17 protein-coding genes, 1 pseudogene and 1 riboswitch are annotated in these 16,696 nt (G+C 39.2%); of the genes and pseudogenes, 10 read left to right on the top strand and 8 right to left on the bottom strand.

Annotated features, from left to right (window positions below; genetic code table 11):
* Positions 1-33: 33 nt before the first annotated feature.
* From P4361_RS11715 to P4361_RS11725, 3 genes are all read right to left on the bottom strand, one after another.
* Positions 34-1,806: a BlaR1 family beta-lactam sensor/signal transducer gene (locus tag P4361_RS11715; RefSeq protein WP_328089530.1), complete on the bottom strand. Its 1,773-nt coding sequence runs from the start codon at positions 1,804-1,806 to the stop codon at positions 34-36.
* Between the two features lie 297 nt (positions 1,807-2,103).
* The gene (gene bla / locus P4361_RS11720) at positions 2,104-3,003 is read right to left on the bottom strand and encodes a class A beta-lactamase (RefSeq protein ID WP_425590257.1); all 900 of its coding nucleotides are present in this window, start codon (positions 3,001-3,003) and stop codon (positions 2,104-2,106) included.
* Positions 3,004-3,348: 345 nt separating this feature from the next.
* Positions 3,349-3,537 (bottom strand): hypothetical protein, encoded by a 189-nt coding sequence (locus tag P4361_RS11725; RefSeq protein ID WP_328089532.1) that lies wholly within the window; start codon positions 3,535-3,537, stop codon positions 3,349-3,351.
* A gap of 100 nt (positions 3,538-3,637) precedes the next feature.
* Between P4361_RS11725 and P4361_RS11730 the strand changes: the two genes are divergently transcribed.
* Entirely contained in the window at positions 3,638-3,853 is a 216-nt protein-coding gene (locus P4361_RS11730; RefSeq protein WP_328089533.1) for a hypothetical protein, read from the top strand.
* A 226-nt stretch (positions 3,854-4,079) separates the two neighbouring features.
* Here P4361_RS11730 and P4361_RS11735 read toward each other — a convergent pair whose 3' ends face one another.
* Both P4361_RS11735 and P4361_RS11740 read right to left on the bottom strand, forming a co-directional pair.
* Positions 4,080-4,616, bottom strand: a complete 537-nt coding sequence (locus P4361_RS11735; RefSeq protein ID WP_328089534.1) for a DinB family protein — start codon at positions 4,614-4,616, stop codon at positions 4,080-4,082.
* A gap of 69 nt (positions 4,617-4,685) precedes the next feature.
* Positions 4,686-5,609 (bottom strand): ArsR/SmtB family transcription factor, encoded by a 924-nt coding sequence (locus P4361_RS11740; protein ID WP_328089535.1) that lies wholly within the window; start codon positions 5,607-5,609, stop codon positions 4,686-4,688.
* A gap of 334 nt (positions 5,610-5,943) precedes the next feature.
* Here P4361_RS11740 and P4361_RS11745 point away from each other — a divergent pair, with 334 nt between their 5' ends.
* The 7 genes from P4361_RS11745 to P4361_RS11775 all read left to right on the top strand — a co-directional run bounded on the left by P4361_RS11745 (position 5,944) and on the right by P4361_RS11775 (position 13,712).
* Positions 5,944-7,209: an extracellular solute-binding protein gene (locus P4361_RS11745; RefSeq protein WP_328089536.1), complete on the top strand. Its 1,266-nt coding sequence runs from the start codon at positions 5,944-5,946 to the stop codon at positions 7,207-7,209.
* A gap of 176 nt (positions 7,210-7,385) precedes the next feature.
* Positions 7,386-8,231 carry a sugar ABC transporter permease gene (locus tag P4361_RS11750; RefSeq protein WP_328089544.1) on the top strand — a complete coding sequence of 282 codons (846 nt, stop codon included), beginning with the start codon at positions 7,386-7,388 and terminating at the stop codon, positions 8,229-8,231.
* A 13-nt stretch (positions 8,232-8,244) separates the two neighbouring features.
* Positions 8,245-9,081: a carbohydrate ABC transporter permease gene (locus P4361_RS11755; RefSeq protein ID WP_328089537.1), complete on the top strand. Its 837-nt coding sequence runs from the start codon at positions 8,245-8,247 to the stop codon at positions 9,079-9,081.
* Between the two features lie 12 nt (positions 9,082-9,093).
* Complete coding sequence (locus P4361_RS11760) at positions 9,094-9,513, top strand: hypothetical protein (RefSeq protein ID WP_053356686.1); 420 nt, start codon at positions 9,094-9,096, stop codon at positions 9,511-9,513.
* A gap of 21 nt (positions 9,514-9,534) precedes the next feature.
* Complete coding sequence (locus P4361_RS11765) at positions 9,535-11,295, top strand: glycoside hydrolase family 2 protein (protein ID WP_328089538.1); 1,761 nt, start codon at positions 9,535-9,537, stop codon at positions 11,293-11,295.
* Between the two features lie 362 nt (positions 11,296-11,657).
* A riboswitch (cyclic di-GMP riboswitch) is annotated at positions 11,658-11,746 on the top strand.
* 26 nt (positions 11,747-11,772) lie between these two features.
* A complete protein-coding gene (locus P4361_RS11770; RefSeq protein WP_328089539.1) occupies positions 11,773-12,558 on the top strand; it encodes a hypothetical protein in 786 nt (261 codons plus the stop codon).
* Between the two features lie 335 nt (positions 12,559-12,893).
* On the top strand, positions 12,894-13,712 hold the full coding sequence (locus P4361_RS11775) for a M23 family metallopeptidase (RefSeq protein WP_328089545.1): 819 nt from the start codon (positions 12,894-12,896) through the stop codon (positions 13,710-13,712).
* Between the two features lie 43 nt (positions 13,713-13,755).
* Here P4361_RS11775 and P4361_RS11780 read toward each other — a convergent pair whose 3' ends face one another.
* The 3 genes from P4361_RS11780 to P4361_RS11790 all read right to left on the bottom strand — a co-directional run bounded on the left by P4361_RS11780 (position 13,756) and on the right by P4361_RS11790 (position 16,006).
* Positions 13,756-14,085, bottom strand: coding sequence for a hypothetical protein (locus tag P4361_RS11780; protein WP_328089540.1), 330 nt, complete (start codon positions 14,083-14,085; stop codon positions 13,756-13,758).
* Between the two features lie 155 nt (positions 14,086-14,240).
* Entirely contained in the window at positions 14,241-15,140 is a 900-nt protein-coding gene (locus P4361_RS11785) for an aldo/keto reductase (protein ID WP_328089541.1), read from the bottom strand.
* Positions 15,141-15,289: 149 nt separating this feature from the next.
* Positions 15,290-16,006 carry an SDR family oxidoreductase gene (locus P4361_RS11790; RefSeq protein ID WP_328089542.1) on the bottom strand — a complete coding sequence of 239 codons (717 nt, stop codon included), beginning with the start codon at positions 16,004-16,006 and terminating at the stop codon, positions 15,290-15,292.
* A gap of 202 nt (positions 16,007-16,208) precedes the next feature.
* Between P4361_RS11790 and P4361_RS11795 the strand changes: the two are divergent.
* Positions 16,209-16,420: pseudogene (locus tag P4361_RS11795) on the top strand (Gfo/Idh/MocA family protein); the annotation flags it as partial.
* A gap of 34 nt (positions 16,421-16,454) precedes the next feature.
* Positions 16,455-16,658: a hypothetical protein gene (locus P4361_RS11800; RefSeq protein WP_328089546.1), complete on the top strand. Its 204-nt coding sequence runs from the start codon at positions 16,455-16,457 to the stop codon at positions 16,656-16,658.
* The last annotated feature ends 38 nt before the right edge of the window (positions 16,659-16,696 follow it).

Below are 16,696 nucleotides of genomic sequence, written 5' to 3' on the forward strand. Positions count from 1 at the left end.
ACAATCAGCATATTTTATATTCTCAGCAAATAATTAATATATGCCTTTATCCCTTAAAATAGATAATGTTATTTGTGCTGCTATACTCCCGTTAGCGTTATCTTCCTTTTGTATATTCGTTGCAAAGAAATAAGTGTTATCCTTGGTCTCTACATAACCGATAAACCAACCATTAATATTTTTGTTATTTACCATGCCTGTACCAGTTTTTCCAGATAGCAAAGAACCATTTTTTTCCTCTAATTTGATCGCATCTTTAATAGTTTGGATATTTTTCGCCTTAAATCCAAATTGGTTTGTATAAAAAGCTTTGAGCAATTGTACCTGTTCTATTGGCGAAATCTTTAATGAAGATTCTAGCCAATACTGTGTGATTCCTTCGGAAAGATTTCTATTACCATAGCCAATTTGATTAAAATACGCTTGTAAACGATCCAGCCGTGTTCTTTTATCCAAATCCTGAAAATACCATGTTACTGAATTTTTCATAGCTGTCGATAAATTTTGATCTCTATTCCAAGATTCATAGGGATAATGTATTCCATTCCAATTCATGGTGGAATTTTCACTCGTTATTGCATCTGACTCCAATCCAAACAAAGCGCTGTAAATCTTGTAAGTAGAATCCGGAGAAACCCTTAGTTTGCTTTGATTTTCATTATAGATATGATATTGATTGGCTTTCATATCATATAATACAAAGCTCCCATCATATCCGGCGAAGTAATGGCTTAGATCCTCATTCACCGTCCGGTTACTTTTAAAATCGTAGCGATTATTTTCATCGGCAAACGCAGAAATAAATGGAACTTGACTTACCACTAATAATCCAACAAACATAAAGATAGCAACACTTTTCAGTTTCAACAGCTTCGTATCCTTTGTAAAGGATGCAATTCTTTTAATCCGTCTTTTTATTTGCTCCTTAGAACCGTTCAGCTGGTTTGCCAACGTGAAATTCTTCGTTTCTGATGCTCTGGCCGCAAATTTAATAATCGTGTTTCCATATTCTATATAACTGGGCCCATCCAATGAATTTAAAACAGCCATATCACAGGCTATTTCACGGTCCAATCTCATTTCTCTAAAAGCCATCCAAACAAGCGGATTGAGCCAGTATAAAATTTGATAAATAACAGTCAGGTAATTCGCCGCTATATCATTATGTTTATGGTGATTCAGTTCATGCAGTAAAATGTATTTGATATCCTTCATCGACAGCCATTCGTCAAAATGAGCCGGTAGCACAACATAGGTCTTAAAAAGACCAAACGTCATGGGGGATTTGACAAGTGGGGATTCCCCTACAATCAAACGTCCTGATATATTTAAACTTTGCCTACACTGATCAAATAAAAGTAAAATTTCTTTATTTTTTAGGCAGGTTGTAGTGCTTTTTATCTTCTTCAACTTTAACCAGGCATATATTGTTAGAACAGTCATAACAATTATCCCTGCAATCCATATCACGGCTAAAATATTACTTGGAAAATCCAGATTGGGACGATTTACAGATACCGTAAAGTCCTGCATCCAATTGTTGTTTTCAAACCGCTGATTTCCGTTAGCAATAGTAGAAGTACTTATTCTATTACTTTGATTAACATCCAATAAATGAAAGTATTTCACGAAATTAAATAAATAACTCGATATAAAAGGAAGCGTCAATCCAATCAACAATAAAAACCATAGATAATAGTGCCATTTCGCTGATAACTGCCTTTGGAAGACTTTTTTTATGAGCATAATAACAGCAATGGTAAAAGAAGATACTATGAAACTGATGACAAAATGAGTTAAAAACATGCTGCTCGTTTTTCACCTCCCTACTAATTACTTTAAATCAGAAGTTATTCGTTCAGAATAACCTAAATTTTTAGCGTTTCAATATTAGTTTATCAATCTACACGAATAATTATTTACAGTCGTTGCCTGAAATGTGTTGTCCATTCTTATTATTATATAAGAAAATATCAGTCAGCACATACCAAATCTTTTTAATCCTTGTATATGCTGACTGAATGATAAGCCTGTTCACTGATTGTAATGTCTTGGCGTACTTGATTTGAGAAGTGGGATGAGTAAATTTATTTATTTATTTGTTCACTTCAGAGCGTTAAGTACGACTTGGGCAGCTTCTGCGATAAGCGCATTGTCATAGGTGGCATTCTGTGTATCGCGAGTGCTTAGAATTGCGATGACAATGGGAGCTCTGTGCGGCGGCCAAACAATGGCAATGTCATTCCGCGTTCCATAACTTCCTGCCCCGCTCTTATCATCGACCTCCCAGCCTTTTGGTGCGCCAGCACGGATCAATGCATCTCCGGTGGCATTTCCCTGCATCCAATCTGTCAGGATCGTACGTTTTTCAACAGGGAGCAAGCCGCTGACTGCGAAAGCCCGGAGGCTGGTAGCAAGTGCTCTTGGTGTGCTTGTGTCACGGGTATCTCCCGGAACAGCTTCGTTCAAATCTGTCTCGTAGCGATCAGGCCGGGTAACGTTATCGCCAATCCGCCTTAGTGCTGTTTCAAATCCCTCAGGACCTCCCAGCTTCTTTAATAAAAGGTTCCCTGCGGTGTTGTCGCTATATCGGACAGCAGCCTCGCAAACTTCCCGAAGAGTCATCCCGGTATCTACGTGAAGCTTTGTGACGGGTGAATACGAAACTATGTCCTGGCTGTTGTATGTAACCAACTCGTTGAGTTGATCAATTGAGTAATGCTGCAGTAATGCACCTGCGGCTAGAGCTTTGTAGGTGGATGCGTAAGCGAACCGCTCATTAGGCCGATAGGCGACGGTCCGATTTTTGCCGGTATCGATAGCATAGACTCCGAGCCGAGCGTCAAATTTGCTCTCAAGTTGTGCAAACTCACGATCTATATGGGGTGCTGGTGTTTTCTTTACTGCCGTTTCGGGCTTGTGGTTATTGGCGGCAATCGACCATCCGGCGAGGGGTACAATTGCAATCAATAGCACAAGCAGGGCAAATATAAATTTATTCATTCTGAAAAAATAATGTGTTTTCCTCAAGATTTTAACCTCTTTCTATTAATAATAGATTTCTTGAAAATAGAATAAGCGTGTTTAAACATTATGTTTTGATTAGCAATGATTCGCTATTAACCAGTAGATTCTAAAAATTGTGTATTACTTACGGATTCAATTCCGTTGTTTATGCAACAAAAAATTTATTTATTTTGCAGCTTATTTAATATTTTCAAAATCACATTTATAACCTTTTATGCTGCCCCGAAATAATGGGGAATTTCCTCCTTTCCTCAATATTGATTACACATGTAATATAAGATTACAAATGTAATGCAATACTACATGTGTAATCAATAGATGTCAATCTTCTTTTTTCATAAAAGTAGAATACCAGTAAGGATTGATCGTAAACAAAAGGAAGAAAGGAAAGTCGATTCCGTTCGGGTTGTCCATTGCATTCAGTTTATGACCCTGCAATAGAGCTTGCAGAATGTCCTGTGGGATGTCTTCATCTGTTTTGATTTCTTCCTGGAATGACCGGAAAGCCATCCTCATTTACCAACATATATCTCGCCGGCCCATCTCCTCGTACCAGGTGGGTGGGAAGACAGTTTCTCTCGATATTGGGTCTCCGGGCGATCCGAGCCATATGCATCAAGATGCGTCGGAGTATGGTTCAAAGTGGTTGGGAGCCGGCATGTATGGTTCGCTGGATAAGACCCTTTCAAGTCTTCAAGGTGACATTGGACAGCAAGTCTATTACATGGATTACTGGATCTCCTATTTAGAGGGTGAACGATCGAAGCTAACGGTGTTCCTTAACGAAATTAAAGAAGCACTGAAGAAACAGGAATTAACCAAATAAGGCAGGAGAGACTTCATGGAAATTAAAATAGAACCTAATCAGTTGGCCAACCTGTCTAAACGGATGCTGGAGCATCAAAACCGGGTGAAAAACCTTTAACACAGCCTGGAAAGAGAAACCGGAAAAGCCAGTTCCATTCTCTCTCAATCTGAATTCCCGCCGCCATTTTCAGGACAAATTTCCGCCACAAAAGCTTTAGAATTGCGCCCTATCGCGTATATACAAATTATTCTCGCTCCTTTGGCCAAGAGCCTTGTTGTTTACGAATTAATACAATTTGTCCTATATGGTATACGTTGTGTAAAATTTGACGGGCCAGGCCCCCAACAAGTTCCTCATCCAGCTGACTGTCATTAACTTGTGCTAGTGATTTACGCAAGTTTTCACAAATTAGGCGTGTTTCTGCCAAGACCGCCTTCCATTTTTCAGAGTCTGATGGATCCCCGATATCCCCAAATGTATTCTCTGCCAAGACTGCCTGCCATTTAGAATTTGGTGGTTCACCAATATCTCCAAATGAAGGCTTGTTAATAGATGCCTTTTTTCTGGGCGTTGTGTCATTGATTTGTCTAACAAGTAGGGCGTTGTAATAATTCAGATGGTTCACAGTTTGCCAAATTGTATTCCCTCCTCCAGGAGGCTGCCAGCTTGCATCTGTGGAATTTAAACCCTCAAGAGCAGATTCTAAAGGTAAAAACCAGGTCTCAGTATCCCAACTAAAGTCAAATTCCATGCGAAAAATATCCATCAGTTCTAGGTTCATTTGCTTTCTCCCTTCACCTCAAGTTATTTTAATATTCAGATATCATTTTTATTTAACAGAGCCTTTCAATTAAGAATAAATAACCCTCATTAAAATATTCTGTGGATAATCACCTAATTGATTTCCAAATAGGTTGATCCCCCCAATGTTCGGAGCATCAGATTTAATACCGATCCTGAAATTCAGATGTTTTTGTTTATCGATAAGAATATCTTTTAACGTAGTATTAGAAACCTGTATTTCATCTAAATAGCTTCCATCCTCGGTAATTTTCCATGATTTTAAAAGACCATACTGAGTGTGCCCCTCTTTCGGAAACCACACAGGGTTTAAATTCCCTTTCCTTTCACCAAAATCACCGGGACATGTCCACGTACAAATTTCTTGATCATTGATCCATATCGTAATATCTGAAGGCCAATTATGGTCATAGTGCGGAGCCTCTGAACAGAGCTCCATTGAAAATTGAACAGACTGAATCTTTGCATTGGGCGGAAGCTGCAATGGGAATCGATAGTCGATATATCCCTTGCGAAACCAGATCAGTTGAGCATTCATTCTTTCCGGATGGTAAAATAATGCAGGTTCATCCAAGGGATCGAGTACCCCATTCTTCGTAATGATTCCGCAGGTTGGCGAAATATTAGCATCAAAGTAATGACCAATCGGCATTTCCAGCTGATACATATTTTCTTTATTGCCATAACCAAGATCCATCCTTAAATCCATATGGATATCTTCAAAAACCCGCGAACAAACCTTCATTGTCCCCCTCGTTGCAGGAAGCAGTTCAGTATAGATGATCCCAGCTGTCTCTAATACTCGTATGTTTAAAGCAATAGTGGAAACTGGCAGATTTAATTGTTCTGCCATTTCATTGATGTTCATTTTTTTCGTATTTAGTAATTTTAGAATATCGATTCTTACCTTTGAAGAGAGCGCGTGAGCTACCTTAATCAAAGCGTCTGATTCATCAATTGTGAGTTCTAGCAAGAAAATGCAACCCCTATCTTATTTTTATGAGGAGAACCATATGGCTCCATAATAAAGGAATATCTGGAAATGTAAAAAGATATTGACTTATCAAAATAAAAGCGTTATCTTAACAATTAATACAACAATATTGTTTCAAACATAATATTTGTATTAAATACTACAGTATTTGTTTCGAAAAAAACAGTATTTTTCTTAGCGCATCGATGAACAGTAACATAAATTTTCAGAATGTTTAAACTTTTTATCGGGAAGGAGGAACTAAGTAATCAAGCAGGTCAAAGTTTTCTGTTTTTCCAGCTGCCTTAACTAATTAACGAGGGGGAAATTCAAGATGAATAAGAAAATCAAGGTAATGATTAGCTGTTTGATCATCGTTATTTTTATTCTTTCCTTAGGGGCGTGCAGCCAAAGTTCATCGTCTGATAAGGTAGGAAAAAATGAAATTGTGTTTTGGAATCCGTTTGTAGGTCCAGATGGTAAAAACATGCAGATGATGGTCGATGCCTATAACAAAACGAATCCGAAGTTTAAAGTGAGAAATATCTCACTCAAAGAAGCCGATATGTACGCAAAGATCCCTACCGTTGTCAATTCGGGCAGAAACATCCCTGATTTAAACATTGTTCATGCTGAGCGAATCAAACAATTTGTGGACAAAGACATGCTGATTCCAATGGATGATTCCCTTGCAAAATATCCTGAAATCAAAGCTAAAAATTATGTGAAAGCGGGCTGGGATATTGGCAGCCTGGACAATAAGCGATATAGCGTCCCTTTGGATGTGCATAGCTTTGTTATGTACTACAACAAAGATCTGGCAGCCAAATATGCGCCTCATGCCCTTGATGATCATATCGTTACATTTGATGAAATAAAAGAAGCAGGCTTAAAAGCGAAAAAAGATGGCATTATAGCGGCGCCTGTTACTTGGATGAAGCCTGCCTTCTTGTCGGTGTACAGCCAAATGGGTGGAAGCATTACGAGTGATGGTACGAAGCCGACTTTAAACACGGAACAAGCCGTAGACACGTTAAAACTCTACAATGGTTTTGTAAAGTCAGGCATCACCAATAAAGATGGCCAGGATGCGGGTCAAGTCTTTAAATCTGGAAAAGCGATCTTCTACCCGGAAGGAATCTGGATGCAAAATGATATTAAGAAGGCAAAGAATCTGAATTGGGGAATGACAAATTTCCCTCAGCTAAGTGATGACAAGAACAAAATGGTGAACTGGAGTTCTTCCCACCAATTTGTACTTCTTAAAAATCCTGAAAGAAACAAGAAGAAAACAGAAGGCGCCATAAAGTTTATTAACTGGGTAAGGGATAACTCCCTTCCATGGGCAGAAGCGGGTCAAAACCCGGCAGCATTGGCTACATTGGATAATCCAAAATATCAAAAGATGCCTCAATCGTTCTTGATTAAAGATGCGACAGAACAAAAATCGTTAAAAATCTTTGACTACAAGTACAACGGCTATATCTCTGAACAACTGGACAAGATCGGCAACGATACGGTATTTGGAAAGCTCGATATTAAAAAGGCTCTAGATGATTCCCAAAAAACCGTGGAGGATAAGATTGCTCAGGATAAGTAAGGGGAACCAGGTCTCCAGCAGAATGGATAGAAGGCAATGGAAGGATTTCTTCTATTGCCTTCTACTAAAAGAGAAGGAGAAAAAATATGGATCTTAAGCTGACAGAAAAAAAGAGAATAGACGTGCTTTCACCGGCCATGGGCAAGCCGCATCGGAAAGGAATCATTTTTTCGCCCATGATTTTTATCGGGCCGCATCTTTTGTTGTTTGCTCTATTTTTTCTTATTCCTATATTTTTTGGTGTGTACATTTCTTTTACGAACTGGGATTTGGTCAATACTCCCGAGTTTGTCGGGTTGGATAACTATAAGGAAATTTTATTCAATAAAGAATCAACGTTCTACACCCAGCTGCATACCGGACTGGGAAATACCTTTAAATTTGTGGCTTTTACGGTTCCTGCCTGTATCATTATCCCCTTGCTTTTAGCTGCTGCACTCCATGTGAAACCAAAAGGGATGAAGATCTTTCAAGCGATTTTCTACTTGCCCGTATTGTTTTCCATTTCAGCTGTCATGATCATCTGGTCCATGATGTTTAACGTTTCCTTTGGACCGATTAACCATTATTTCACTTCCTCACCCAACTGGCTGGGCACACAGCCTTACGCATGGATCGCACTCGTCGTTGTAACAGTCTGGTGGGGGATCGGCGGGAACATGATCATTTACCAGGCAGCATTAAACGGAGTATCCAAAGAATACTATGAAGCTGCGTCACTGGACGGGGCGGGCAGGCTGCAAAAGTTTTTCCACATCACTCTTCCAAGTATAAAGAATCAGCTGCTGTTCACGATTGTCATTACAACCATCGCCCAGTTTAATATCTATGGACAGGCGCTCATGCTCACAAAGGGAGGTCCTTCCAGTTCAACCACCGTGCTTCTTATGTATATCCAGCAGAATGCCTTTGGATCGGGTCAATCCATCGCAGGAATTGCGTCGGCAATGGCGGTTATCCTTGGTTTGTGCATCATGGCTGTCTCGGTTGTTCAATTTTTCTTATTAAGAGAGAGGAAGTAGGAGGCGGGTAACATTGAAAAAAGTAAACATCTCCACCTTGATTTCATTCATTTTTCTGTTATGCATGACATTAATTTGGATATTCCCTCTCGCCTGGTCACTTTTCACATCCTTTAAAAATGAGATCGATATCCAAACCTTTGGTTTTACGATGCTGCCCATTCACTGGGTAATGGCCAATTACCAGGACGTTCTGTTTAATAACACAAGTGCTCCTGTAGCCAAGTGGTTTATGAATTCAATGATCATTTCCGTCACACAGACCATTCTTGTATTGGTGGTTGTTTCAATGGCAGCCTATGGATATACCCGGCTGCGATTTAAAGGGAGGGACTGGCTTTTTTCCTTCTTGCTGGCAACCATGATGTTCCCTGCTGTTGTGAACCTGATCCCGTTGTATAAAATTGTTGATACCCTCGGTTGGGTCAATAGTTATTGGGCTGCGATCGTTCCAGGAGCGGCAGCGGTGTTTAATGTTTTTTTAGTAAGACAGTTTATGATCGGAATTCCGCTTGAACTGGATGAATCAGCGCGGATCGACGGAGCCAACGATTTTCAAATTTATACGAAGGTTACCCTTCCGCTTATCAAACCCGTATTAACCGTTGTGGCGTTATTTACATTTACGAGTTCATGGAATGACTTTTTGTGGCCATCGATCGTGTTCAATGATATTGATAAAATGCCGATCACACCAGGCTTGCAGCTTTTGCAAGGAATGTATGTCACAGATATCGGACATGCGATGGCAGCCGCTATTATTGCGATTGTCCCAACCTTTATTTTGTATTTGTTTACTCAACGTTATTTCTTACAATCGATGTCTTTATCTTCTGGAGTAAAAGGATAGGGGGGAAACGCTTTGAATAGAAAACTGGAAAGAAAACTGATCATCATTGGATCGGTATGGCAGATGCTTTCTGGTCTGCTTACCATCTTTGTCTATGGATCGTATATCAAATCACAAAGTAACGGTATTCATGAAACGCAATTTGCACAAATGAAAGCGATGGAATCTTTGTTTGGCAGTTTATATAGCTTTGCTGTAACATTCGGCCTCTTTTTTGTAGCTATAGGGTTATTGAATCTTTATCTGGCAAGAAACTTTAAAGATGACAAGGTCGAAGTAAAACTATCATTCTGGTTTATTTTATTAGGTGTTGCCTCCTACTTTTTTATGGATTTCTTAAGTACTGTTCTTTTTCTTTCGGGCGGAATATTGGCCTTGGCAAAAAATAAAACGATTTCGAAGTTACATAGTCAGGCAGAGCCAACCCACTAATTTATCAAGGAGCTGTTGATCATGGAAGTGAACATTCGCAAGGAATATCCCAGACCGCAATTTGAAAGAAAAGAATGGTTAAATCTCAATGGAGAATGGGATTTTCAGTTCGATCAGACGAATGTCGGTGAAAAAGAGCAATGGTATAAACAAACAAAATTAAATCAAAAAATTATCGTTCCCTTTACGTATGAAACGAAGGCCAGCGGAATTCATGAGGAAACCTTTTGCCCCTATATTTGGTATCAAAGGTTAGTTACTGTGCCTGAAGAGTATTCCCATAAAAAAACTATTCTGCACTTTCAGGCAGCCGATTATGTGACCAAACTATGGGTGAATGGTATTTTTGCCGGCCAGCATAAAGGGGGATATACGGCATTTTCCTTTGACATTACCAACTATATCAATGCAGGAAAAGAAAATAACGTAGTCGTCAAAATAGAGGATAGCCACAATGAACATCAACCAAGAGGGAAGCAACGATGGATTGATAAGAACTTTGGCTGCTGGTATGTACAATCCACCGGTATATGGCAGACCGTATGGCTGGAATTCTTAAATCAAACGAGTATACATTCGGTTAAAATCACTCCAGATCTGGATACGGATTCCGTAGAGTTCGACTATAAATTGACGATTGTTCAACAAGATCAAAAGGAGCTTTCGTTAAGAACATCGATTACATTTGATGGTCAGCCTGTGAAGGAATTTAGCTTGAAGGCGGACCGTGAAAATGCAAGGATGAAAGTAAATCTGGCTAGCGAGATCCACGAATGGAAAGTCATGCATTGGAGTCCGCAGCATCCTCATTTGTATGATGTGGAATTCACCCTTTACCATGGGGAAAAAGAGCTCGATCGCGTTCAGTCCTATTTCGGTATGAGAAAAGTATCGATAAAGAATGGCAATATTTTATTGAATAATGTACCCATTTATCAAAAAATGCTGTTAGATCAAGGATATTGGGAAGATTCCCATCTTACACCGCCTTCAGAAGAAGCGATCATTTTAGATATCGAGAAGACATTCGAAATGGGCTTTAACGGGGTAAGGAAACATATGAAAGTTGAAGATCAGCGTTTTCTATATTGGGCGGATAAGAAAGGCCTGTTGGTTTGGTCTGAAATGGCCGCAACCTATCAGTTTTCGGATGAGGCGATCCAAAATTTCACGGAGGAATGGATGACCGTTGTACAGCAGCACTATAATCACCCAAGTATTATTACGTGGACACCGTTCAATGAATCCTGGGGAGTAAAGAATATTTACACGAACGAACAGCAGCAAAAATTTACGGAAGGAATCTATCATCTGACAAAATCAATGGATCCTATGAGGCCTGTCATCGTAAACGATGGCTGGGAGCATACCGTTTCGGATATCATTACCCTTCATGACTATGTGGAATATGGTGACGAATTCCTAAGCCGCTATAAGGAGAAAGAAAAAGTCGTGGATAATAAGATTGCCTTTAATAATTTTAAACATGCCATGGCACAAGGATATGAGTATAAAGGCCAGCCGATTATTATAAGTGAATACGGAGGAATTGCCTTTAACTCAGAAGAAGGCTGGGGATATGGGAACCAGGTAAAAGACGAGCAGGAATTCTTAGATCGTTATGAATCCATTACGAAAGCGATCGTGAGCCTGGACTACATTTGCGGCTTTTGTTATACCCAAATTACCGATGTTCAGCAAGAAGTTAACGGACTGCTGACCGAAAGCAGAAAACCTAAAGTGAACCTATCTAAAATTAAACAAATTAATGATAACCAATGATTAAATGACAGTTGGGAATTGTCTTCCTAGCTGGCTCCTCGTTCAGGATCGGAACGGGGTTCGGAATATCACTCATGTTTAGGTTAGTCATAAGGAAAGCACTTATTCGATTAGGAATAGGTGCCTTTTTTTATTCGTATGGTTATGTTACTAGTTGATCCAAAAAATCTCAGATTAATAATAAAAATGGCTAAATATAATAATTATTTTATCGATAAAAGTAATATATTCAATTTTTCACTAGAGGAGCGTATAGAAATACGAGCATCTTAATGGGAATGGACAAGTCTTTGTGCCTGGTTCCATGGATTGAATAACATTTATATTAGTAAAAGTTGCTAATTCTTCCTTTTGAAGAATATACAACGAAAGGGCTACGCTATGGAAACATAGCTTCGCAAAGCTATAGGGGCTAAGGTGATTAAAATTACTAAGCCAGCCAGCCACCGAAGATATGAAGAAAAGGAGAAAATTTTTATGAAAAACAAGAAGATTGTATGGGGTATTGGACTAACAGCCATATTGCTATTTTCCCAAGGGTTTACTACAGTGAATGCAGAATCCCATAAAGGGAAGGGGAACAAGAAAAAAACACATGTTGTAGACAAAAATAAAAATGGAATAGCTGACACCTGGGAGAAAAAATATAAACTTTCAGGAAAGAATATCGCTAAGGAAGATAAAGATAAAGATGGGCTAACCAACTTAGTAGAGTATCAGTTAAACTTAAACCCTGTTTCATCGGATTCAGATAAAGATAAACTAACTGATGGCTTAGAAGACTCAGATAACGACCAATTAAGCAACATATCTGAAATAGAGTTAGGAACAGAACCAAACAATCCCGATACCGACGAAGATCATATCAATGATGGGGCCGAAGTTAGTAAAGATGGGGTTGAATACTCTCAAAAGATCCGAAATATTGATATAAAACTTGAAACTTCAGATAAAAAAATGAATTTGAAATACAAATACAAAAAAAATCATACCATTATTAAAGCTAACTACAAAACCACCACAAAAGAAATGATTACTTCATTAGTAAGTGAACTGGAAACAAAGCCTGGCTTGTCAGAAGATGAAATGATCGCAATCATCACAAAAAAGTTTGGTTTAGAAGACCATGCATATAATTTAGAAGCTGAAATTGAATTCTTGGATGGAACAAAAATTAAAATTGAAAAAGAGCTTCTAAGCGATAAAGATGATCAAGATAATAACGATGAGGATCATGGTGATGGCGGCCATGATAATGATTGAGCAAGGACAGGCAGGTTCTTGTTTTTTTATGTTCCGCACTGAAATGTATTCATAAGGAAAGTAACTATCCGGTTAGACTATAGGGTTCGTTTTGGGTGCTTTCTTAATAAATGACATAAGAAATGACGTATGAATGAGCATACGTCATTTTCTTTATTTGGAACCAACTATTTCCTTATCTAAATAATAGTCACAAAGTTTTAATCCTCTTATTTTAATTTTATTTTTGGGTCTTTTTTACCTTTTTTGTATGAAGAAAAAGAATTACTATATTAGTATAGAATTCTATATTATGTAATTAAGTCTAATATTTGGGGGATTACAACTTGAGAAGTATGTGCATAAAGAGAAAGAGTTTTATTCTATCAACGGTTTTTGCTTTTTTATTTTCGGTATTCTTTATAGGTATTGAGGCCCAGGCCGCGGCAGGGGACAACACATTTATTAAGCCGGCAGAAGGAACGTTTACTTCTAATTTCGGACTTAGAAACGGTGAGTATCACTATGGTGTAGATATGGCTAAAAGCGGATATGTTAAAGTCGTTGCATCAGCTCCAGGAACGGTCAGCAGATCCTACCTATCTAGTTCCTATGGAAATGTAATTTTTATTAAACATACGATTAACGGCGTGCCATACGAAACGGTTTACGCTCATTTAAATACTAGAAATGTAGGTGTTGGTGCTACTGTCTACCAGGGTCAAGTGATAGGGTCAATGGGGAACACGGGGACTTCGTCAGGACAGCATTTGCATTTTGAAGTTCACCAACCCTACTGGACATCTGCAAAAACATATGCGATGAACCCGATGAACTTTATCCCTACTTGGGAAGGGAAATATAGAACGGGCAGTTTCTTGTATAATGTAGGAACGGATACCATCTATCCAATCTCATATAATGGCGACAATGATATTATTGTAAAAGTAGATTCCACAAGTACAACGGTCGGGAAATACAAAGTATATCTGCAAAAAACCATAAATGGAGTCTGGACAAGTGTTGGACAAGCTGATGCTCCTAAAACAGGGGCTCAAACAATCACTTTCACACAGGAAAACAGCAGCAAGGCATTATCTCCATATACTCAATACCGATTACTTTTAAAGAACTCTGATACCACCAGGGTCTACTACAAAGTTTGGTATAAATAAGAATCAAAAGCCTATCTCTTTGATGAGACAGGCTTTTTTTGGGTTAAAAGTGCAGAATGCCCTCATGAGTGACAACAGCTTTATAGACAAATAGTGCAGCAAAACCCAATGATAAGAAACCGAGCAGGAGATTCACGATTTTACGCATACATTTTCCCCTTTTTATGCTTTCAACCTCTTCATATAATCTATATACCAGTAAATAAATGAGCAGGGAAGAGGCTTTACTGATCCCTTTGACGTAGTTGACGGTTTCCTCCGCCATGAGCTGGCAAATGGAAGATAGCTGTTCGAAGCTTGCTTTTTCCCCTTTTTTCAGATTTATGGAATTACTTTCTAAAAATTCAGTCAAATAAGAAGAGACGTAGGTCACATGGCCGTCCGTCTTTATCTAGACGCATCAGCCTTCCTCCAAAGGAAAGCATGTGAAGAAATGTACTTTAGAACTCTGTTGACAAATCAGAGTTTGAGAAGGGACATTGACAGGTTCTCATAGGCAAAGAGTACAGATCCTTTGTCCCCATTCACTTATATAATATCCAAAGGTATTTTTCTTGTTGGTTTTGGAAATACCTCGTCAAGTCTGTTCAGATCTTCTATGGTCAATTGAATAGTAGCAGCTTGAGCATTGGCTAAAACATGTTCTTCCTTAACAGCTTTTGGGATAGCAATTACGTTGTTCGAACGAATGGTCCACGCAAGAGCAATTTGTAATGGTTGCATATTGTATTTTTCCGCAATCTCAATGATGGTTGGATCGCTTAGTAATTGTCTTCTTAAGCTCCCTCCCTGGGCCAGGGGACTATAGGCCATAATTGGCATGTTATGTTCATGATGCCATGGTAGGAGATCATAATCAATTCCTCTAGAGCCTAGATGATATAACACTTGATTTGTCACACATTTTTTTCCGTTAGGGGTATTCCACAACTCAATCATATCTTCTGTATCAAAATTAGAAACTCCCCATCTTGCAATTTTACCATCCTTCCGCAGTTTCTCCATTCCTTCAATCGTTTCTGCCAAAGGAACACGGCCTCTCCAGTGTAAAAGATACAAATCAAGATAATCTGTTCCTAATCGTTTTAGACTATTTTCACATGCGCTTTCAATCAAATCTAACCCGGAATGATGAGGATATACTTTCGATACTAAAAAAACTTTATCTCTACGCCCCTTGATTACCTCACCAACCAAACGTTCGGAATCGCCATTTCCGTACATTTCAGCCGTATCGATTAGCTTCATGCCTAGTTCTAATCCAAGTTGCAAAGCTTTGATTTCTTTGTTTTTCGATTGAGGATTTTCACCCATGTACCATGTTCCTTGACCAATAATTGGAAGAAAGGTTCCATCAGCAAAAGTTACGATACGTTTTTCAAGTGAATGCTTCATTCTTACTATTTTTTCATGGTCATGTACACTCATTTTCATCATTCCTTTCAAAGCTCACATTGTTTTTCTTGAACGACAATTCTTTTATTACCATTTATTGAAAAACTGGATTATTATTTTTAAAAAAAATGTGGCTATACATTGTTGTAGTATAGCCACAAAAATAACATATTAATGCTCACTTACACCAAATGAGCTCCGCCATCAATAAGAAGAACAGTACCGGTTGTAAAACCATTTTTCACTAAGTACACGTAGGCCTCAGCAATGTCTTCAGGCTGTGCCACGCGATTAACAGGTAGCTGCTGTGCAATGTTGCTGTATAAATTTTGTCTTTGCTCGTCAGGCATCCCTCCGTAGAGTGGGGTGTCTACGATACCAGGTGAAACAACATTTACCCGGATAGGGGCCAGGTCTACTGAAAGCCCTCTAACCAATCCATCGATCGCTGAATTGATCGAAGCAAGTGTAGTTGCCCCCTGTGGCGGACGGATTCCATAAACACCAGAGGTCAATGTGATAGAACTGGTATCATTTAAGTACGGAATAGCAGCACGAACGGTTGAGTATTGCCCCCAAAACTTACTATCAAACGCTTCTCTAACATCCGCAACGGGTAAGTCACTAAAATGACCCATTGCACCTTCACCTGCCGTAACGACCAGGTGATCAAAATTCCCTACCATTTTAAAAAAGTCAGCTAGTTTTTCTTCACTGCGAAAATCAATAGTGTATGCTTCCACATTACCACCGAGTACATTCTTTGCCTCCGATAGTTTTGCCTCAGAACGACTTGCAATAATGACTTGAGCAGATTCATCAAGAAATGCCTTTGCTGCGGATAATCCGATACCAGAAGTACCTCCTATTACGACTACACGTTTTCCTTTTAATGACATTGTATGAACCCTCCTTGAAAAATTCTTTTTAGGTTGTATCTGAAAACAATATTACATACTACTTTTGGTGAAAATAATATAAACCAACGCTACATTATTTTATTTTGCTAATAGTTTTAGCGCTTCACGACCTGCCACGGTGCTGGCAATGGTTACGTCAAGCTCTTCTTTTGGTTTGAATAACTCATCTTCATTAACAAAAAAGAATGGACTTTTGATCGGTGCAGCACCCGATACCTTTTTAGGAGCAGGGCTGCAGACGTGCAGGGCGCTATTGAGGAAGGAGCGATCGGCCAGCCGGTTGCCGCTACGGCCTTTATGTTAAAGCGCGGACCCGAGAACTGGCATCCAAATCCTCCGTTCTTTTACCAGGTGGGCGGCGGTCCGATGTATGATATGGGACCTTACTATTTAAACCAGTGAAGTCGTCAACTACGAACTGGAACGAATACAGTCCAACGAAAAAGGCGGCCAGACGAAGTCGCATGTCATTGACCATTTTACCGATTGTGTTCTGAATGGGAAAACTCTATTGATTACCGGGGAGGAAGGGATGAAGTCGCTGGATGTCATCCTGGCTGCAATTGAGTCGAACAAGATGAAGCAGATTGTGAAGGTTGGGGTTAGTGAGGGAAAGGTAGGAGTGAATTAAATTCTCCAAAAGTTGAGGGGGCTGTCCTGAAAGTCGAA

Origin of the sequence: Fictibacillus sp. B-59209, assembly GCF_036216745.1 — a bacterium.
In the GTDB taxonomy this organism is placed as follows: domain Bacteria; phylum Bacillota; class Bacilli; order Bacillales; family Fictibacillaceae; genus Fictibacillus_C; species Fictibacillus_C marinisediminis.

Excerpts from the sequence above, each read along its gene's own strand:
- P4361_RS11715 (WP_328089530.1), bottom strand. The coding sequence starts at position 1,806 with ATGTTTTTAACTCATTTTGTCATCAGTTTCATAGTATCTTCTTTTACC.
- bla (WP_425590257.1), bottom strand. The coding sequence starts at position 3,003 with ATGAATAAATTTATATTTGCCCTGCTTGTGCTATTGATTGCAATTGTA.
- P4361_RS11725 (WP_328089532.1), bottom strand. The coding sequence starts at position 3,537 with ATGGCTTTCCGGTCATTCCAGGAAGAAATCAAAACAGATGAAGACATC.
- P4361_RS11730 (WP_328089533.1), top strand. The coding sequence starts at position 3,638 with ATGCATCAAGATGCGTCGGAGTATGGTTCAAAGTGGTTGGGAGCCGGC.
- P4361_RS11735 (WP_328089534.1), bottom strand. The coding sequence starts at position 4,616 with ATGAACCTAGAACTGATGGATATTTTTCGCATGGAATTTGACTTTAGT.
- P4361_RS11745 (WP_328089536.1), top strand. The coding sequence starts at position 5,944 with ATGAATAAGAAAATCAAGGTAATGATTAGCTGTTTGATCATCGTTATT.
- P4361_RS11750 (WP_328089544.1), top strand. The coding sequence starts at position 7,386 with ATGATTTTTATCGGGCCGCATCTTTTGTTGTTTGCTCTATTTTTTCTT.
- P4361_RS11765 (WP_328089538.1), top strand. The coding sequence starts at position 9,535 with ATGGAAGTGAACATTCGCAAGGAATATCCCAGACCGCAATTTGAAAGA.
- P4361_RS11770 (WP_328089539.1), top strand. The coding sequence starts at position 11,773 with ATGAAAAACAAGAAGATTGTATGGGGTATTGGACTAACAGCCATATTG.
- P4361_RS11775 (WP_328089545.1), top strand. The coding sequence starts at position 12,894 with ATGTGCATAAAGAGAAAGAGTTTTATTCTATCAACGGTTTTTGCTTTT.
- P4361_RS11785 (WP_328089541.1), bottom strand. The coding sequence starts at position 15,140 with ATGAGTGTACATGACCATGAAAAAATAGTAAGAATGAAGCATTCACTT.
- P4361_RS11790 (WP_328089542.1), bottom strand. The coding sequence starts at position 16,006 with ATGTCATTAAAAGGAAAACGTGTAGTCGTAATAGGAGGTACTTCTGGT.